6 protein-coding genes are annotated in these 4,711 nt (G+C 45.5%); 2 read left to right on the top strand and 4 right to left on the bottom strand.

What is annotated here, in order from left to right; translation table 11 throughout:
* Positions 1-62 precede the first annotated feature (62 nt).
* Positions 63-1,271 carry a DUF2066 domain-containing protein gene (locus IQR33_RS10120; protein ID WP_005380405.1) on the top strand — a complete coding sequence of 403 codons (1,209 nt, stop codon included), beginning with the start codon at positions 63-65 and terminating at the stop codon, positions 1,269-1,271.
* 140 nt (positions 1,272-1,411) lie between these two features.
* Here the strand turns inward: IQR33_RS10120 and IQR33_RS10115 are convergent, their stop codons facing one another.
* From IQR33_RS10115 to IQR33_RS10100, 4 genes are read right to left on the bottom strand one after another with little or no spacing between them, the layout of a single operon-like run.
* Positions 1,412-1,852, bottom strand: a complete 441-nt coding sequence (locus tag IQR33_RS10115; RefSeq protein WP_005380407.1) for a DUF2069 domain-containing protein — start codon at positions 1,850-1,852, stop codon at positions 1,412-1,414.
* 22 nt (positions 1,853-1,874) lie between these two features.
* Complete coding sequence (wrbA, locus tag IQR33_RS10110; protein WP_193837305.1) at positions 1,875-2,444, bottom strand: NAD(P)H:quinone oxidoreductase; 570 nt, start codon at positions 2,442-2,444, stop codon at positions 1,875-1,877.
* On the bottom strand, positions 2,445-2,795 hold the full coding sequence (arsC, locus tag IQR33_RS10105) for an arsenate reductase (glutaredoxin) (RefSeq protein ID WP_005380410.1): 351 nt from the start codon (positions 2,793-2,795) through the stop codon (positions 2,445-2,447).
* Between the two features lie 16 nt (positions 2,796-2,811).
* Positions 2,812-4,263, bottom strand: coding sequence for a tetratricopeptide repeat protein (locus tag IQR33_RS10100; RefSeq protein ID WP_005394337.1), 1,452 nt, complete (start codon positions 4,261-4,263; stop codon positions 2,812-2,814).
* Between the two features lie 248 nt (positions 4,264-4,511).
* Between IQR33_RS10100 and IQR33_RS10095 the strand changes: the two genes are divergently transcribed.
* On the top strand, positions 4,512-4,711 hold a 200-nt coding region (locus IQR33_RS10095; RefSeq protein WP_416222673.1), incomplete at its 3' end, for a sulfurtransferase TusA family protein.

The raw sequence follows: 4,711 nt of genomic DNA, 5'->3' as shown, positions 1-4,711 counted from the left end.
CCTTGCTCAAGATTTGATAGTTGCTTATTATTCGGGTTCTTGTTCAGAGGATTATAAAAACTATGCGCTATTTAGCTCTCTTACTGATAGGTTGGTTGTCCCTACCAGTATATGCATTAACTCAGGTGGATATCTATCGTGCCGAAGTGGTTATCGACAGTGAGCAGAACGACGGTGAGTCTTTGGCTCGTCAACAAGGTATGCAGGATGTGATTGTTCGAGCGACCGGTTCTCAATCCTCTTTAAGCAATCCAGTGATTAAAAAGGCACTTAGCTCAAGTGCGCGTTACATTTCTCAACTAAGCTATGGGCAGGTTGATGGAAAAGCGAGCTTAAAAATGTTGTTTAACAACGACCAAATCAGCTCTCTTTTAACACAAGCACAATTGCCATCTTGGTCGCCAAATCGTGCCAATATTTTAGTTTGGATGGTTGAAGAACAGGGTTACGATCGTAACATTGCGTGGGAACATTCTGAATCTTCAAATGTTGCAGCACTTCGTAGCGCAGCGAAATTAAGAGGCCTACCAATCACTATCCCGGTTGGGGATTTTGATGATGTAACCGGTGTTAATGTCTCTGATCTTTGGGGCGGCTTTATTGAGCCAATTGGTCAAGCCAGCCAGCGCTACCCAGCTGACGCCGTTTTGGTTGTACGGGCTCAAGGTGAACAAATTCGTTGGACACTCTACGACCAGTCGCCAACGAGAATTGTAGAAGCGCAACGTTCTCCGCGTAGCGGGTCTGTATCAGGTGCTAATGCTATTGCAGAAATGGTGGATGGCATCGCAGACTACTATGCAAGTAAGAGTGCAGTTGTGGTTTCAGGAAAGTCTTCAAAAGCGCTAGCAGTGAAAGTCCTTAATGTAACCTCTGCCACGGACTTCTTCCGTTTAGAGAATGCGTTAAAACAACTTAATTCGGTTGCGGGTACAGAGATTAAGCGTGTTCAAGGGGACGAGTTAACGCTCAACATCCACCTTTTGGCATCACAACAAGCTTTTGAGAAAGAAGCTTCTTCTATTTCTCAATTAATGGTTTTTGAAGATCCTTTAGGTGAAGTTGATGCCCCAGCTTCAACTCAAGAAGAAGAGCCATTGGTTCAGAGTAATGAAGCAAAAGACGCCGCGACGCCAAAAGAAGCGCAGCCTGAAGTACCAGTAGATATTGTGGCAGAAGCAAGTGACGAAACACAGCCAACTCAGCCGATGATTGTGGAGCCTGCCCGAGAACAGTATGACTTGATCTACGAGTGGCGCTCGGCATCGTAATCTCCTTGGTAGCGTTCCAGGCGTGAAACGCAAGGATCAAAGACCAATGTGGTAAGCATAAAAAAGAGTCGCAATAGCGACTCTTTTTGTTTTCTAAATTCGTATTCGAACCAATGATCAGTGATTGACTGCAATTGGCGTTATTTATTGAATTTCGCTTTTTCTTCTTTTTCTACTTGAGAGAGGCGTTTCAACTTAAGACCTAGCTCTTTGCCTCTCGCTCTAGCAAACAAAATATTGCCAGCGAAACCGAGTGAAGTCAGTATCAGTTCCACTGCCGCAAGCCAGCGTTCACCCCCATCCACATAAAGGATGGTCAGAGCATGCAAGAAATACAGCATAAGAACAAAGTTAGCCCAAGCATGAGTGTAAGGCTTACCAGCTAAAATACCAGGCAACGGAAGTAGTAGCGGAATACACCAAGCAATAGCAAGTGTTGTGCTGCTGAGGTGAGGGTGAGGGGATAACGCAAGCTGCCAAATAGCGACCCAGGCTAATAAGGCTAAGTTGCCAAATAAAGCCAGGTAACGATAGGTTTTAGCCTGTGTACCGAGTGGTGTTTGGTCTAAAGAGTCAGACATCGATTAACTATCCTTGATTTTACTAACAGACTTTTAGTTTTAACGCTGCAGTTGCCAGCCTTTTGCCTAATTGTTGTGTCAGGCGAATCTCTTCACTGCTTAGGGTTGCCTCATGGCCTACACTGCTGGCGCCATACGGAGTGCCTCCGGACTGCGTAGTGTGTAACTCTGGCTCGGAATAAGGAATGCCCAAAACCATCATCCCGTGATGCAATAAAGGGGTCATCATGCTTTGTAACGTTGTTTCTTGACCACCATGCATCGAGGACGAAGAGGCAAAGACACAAGCAGGCTTATCGATTAAGTCACCACTGACCCATAAAGATGTAGTCTGATCCCAGAAGTGCTTTAAAGGCGCTGCCATGTTGCCAAACCAGACGGGACTGCCAAACGCTAGACCGTCGCACGTTTTCAGTTCCTCTAGAGTAACAATTGGATCAGAAGGGGAGTGTGAGTGAGGTGACAATTCTTCAACTGTACGCAAAACTGCTTGGCATTGAGGAGTCGATTCGACTCCTCTTGCTATTTGTCTTGCCAGTTGTTTTGTCGAGCCATGACGGCTGAAATACAAAATAAGGATCTGGCAATCCATTTATAAAATATCCAACACTTGCTCTGGTGGGCGACCAATTTTTGCTTTGCCGTTAGCAACGACTACCGGACGTTCAAACAACTTTGGATTTTTCGCCATTGCTTCGAATAATTGCTCATCGCTGACGGAGTCTTCGCCTAAGCCAAGCTCTTTATATTCACTTTCTTTAGTGCGCATCATTTCACGTACAGATGAAAAGCCAAGCTGGGCGTACAGCGCTTTTAGTTCATCCACGTTAAGTGGTGTGTCTAGGTATTTGACGACTTCCGGTGTAACACCATTTTGCTCAAGTAGTTCAAGTGTTTGACGGCTCTTTGAGCAACGAGGGTTGTGATAAATCACGACTGACATGGTTTTCTCCATTTCGTTATTGTAATGCCATGAATCGATCTCTTTGGATCATGAGTTGGTCGATACGGGCATCGTATCGCGCTTGCTCTAAGCTGCCCAACTTGGCCATTTTACTTGCTTCACTATAATATTGAATCGCTTTATTCCAATTTGCTCGCAATGCCAAAATTTCCGCTCGAGCAGCCAATTCTTCATCGCTACGCCCTAGCGCGTGGTAGCTCTTCGATATTAGGTGCCAGCCATTTGTATCTTCAGGATAGTCATGAGTGTATCTTTGAAGAACTCGCGTGGCTTGATCGTTTTTATTGTCCTCAAGTAGCGCATTGGCGTAGTTAATGGTTAATACTTTATTTTGAGGGTTACGAGATAACGCTTTACGGAGCATCTCGGTCGCTTTTTCTGGCTGCTTCTTCTCGATGTATAAATCCGTCATAGCATCCAAGTAAAACGGGTTACTTGGGTCTTGTTCCAGTAACTTTTTCAAAATTGGTTCCGCTTGAGATAAGCGTTTATTGTCTAAATGCACGAGTGCTCGACCATAATCAAAAGCAGGTGTAATGTCCGCAGAGGCTTTCTTTTGAGTTCGCTCAAACCAGCTCAGGGCGGCTTGTCCATCAATGCCAGCGTAACGAGCCACAATGCGCGCGCGAGCTAGATGATAGTCTATTGAAGGCACAACACGCATTGGAGGATAGGTTCTTGCTCGCGCACGGCTATCGGTAATTCGATCTTCAGGCAGAGGGTGAGTCAGGAGCATTGGTGGCGGTTTACTCGCGTAACGATACTCATCAGCAAGACGGCCAAAAAACCTTGGCATTGCTTGAACATCAAAACCGGCTTTTGCTAGTGTCGAAATACCAAAGCGATCCGCTTCTTTTTCGTTTGCACGAGTGTAGTTGATTTGACTTTGCATGTTGCCCGCGGTTGCTGCTGTAATTGCAGCCATCCCCGCTTCGGGTGAGGCAATTGAAAGCAGTAGTGCCCCCGCAAGTGCGGCTAATGTGGCCGGAGAGCGGCGTGCTTGTTCTTCCATACTCCGAGCAAGATGACGTTGTGTGACGTGCGCTATCTCGTGAGCGACAACAGAGGCCAGCTCACTTTCTGAACGAGCATGAAGAAACAACCCAGAATGCAGCGCTACATAGCCACCAAAAAACGCGAACGCGTTGATATTACGGTCGCGAATCATAAAGAAGTGGAACGGCGTTTTTACATCATTCGCATTGGCCACTAATTTGTGCCCAAGAGAGTCAATATATTCATTGATGACAGGGTCATTAACGATAGGTTTACTGGCTCTGAGCATACGCATATAGGCGTCGCCATAAATCAACTCTTGGTCTATTGAAAGCGTGCCACCAGCAGCTGTGCCAATGTCTGGCAAGTCAATGCTATTGGCATAAGTTGTCGGCGAACTGATGGCAGCAGCAAGACATAAGCAAACTAGCGAGCGAGTGCGTTTTAACATACGTTTACAAGGTTCTCCAAAATACATAAGCATGTGGTTACAGGTCGAGAGCCTATTAACAGCGCCACATACGTTTTGGTTATCCGTGAGGATATAAGCTAACAGTAAGACCGGAAATAAATGAATTGGTTTCGTAAATTATTTTATATCCGAGCTATTTCAGCATGTGGTTAAATCATGTCAGAAGTGCTAGCACCAGCTCAAAAAGCCGTTACAATACAACCCTATCATAAGTGCAGAGCAATACAATGGAATCCATGTTACTTGATTTGCGTGAGCAACGTTGTCCTATGGCACTGTTACTTGCAAAGCGTCATGCTGCTGAGGTCTTTCAAGGAGAAGCAAAGCAGTATCATCAACTTGTCATTCAAGTAGTGGACAACAGCTCTAAACGAGACATTGTGAACTATCTTAGTGCCCAAGGGTACTCGGTTGATTGCCAATCTAC

The sequence above is a fragment of the Vibrio sp. OPT46 genome (genome assembly GCF_015163535.1).
GTDB lineage: Bacteria > Pseudomonadota > Gammaproteobacteria > Enterobacterales > Vibrionaceae > Vibrio > Vibrio alginolyticus.
Note: the sequence above shows the minus strand (reverse complement) of the source record. Positions and strands in the feature narration are given on the sequence as shown.

Coding starts and splice junctions, on each gene's coding strand:
- arsC (WP_005380410.1), bottom strand. CDS start 2,795: ATGTCAGTCGTGATTTATCACAACCCTCGTTGCTCAAAGAGCCGTCAA.
- IQR33_RS10120 (WP_005380405.1), top strand. CDS start 63: ATGCGCTATTTAGCTCTCTTACTGATAGGTTGGTTGTCCCTACCAGTA.
- IQR33_RS10100 (WP_005394337.1), bottom strand. CDS start 4,263: ATGTTAAAACGCACTCGCTCGCTAGTTTGCTTATGTCTTGCTGCTGCC.
- wrbA (WP_193837305.1), bottom strand. CDS start 2,444: ATGGATTGCCAGATCCTTATTTTGTATTTCAGCCGTCATGGCTCGACA.
- IQR33_RS10115 (WP_005380407.1), bottom strand. CDS start 1,852: ATGTCTGACTCTTTAGACCAAACACCACTCGGTACACAGGCTAAAACC.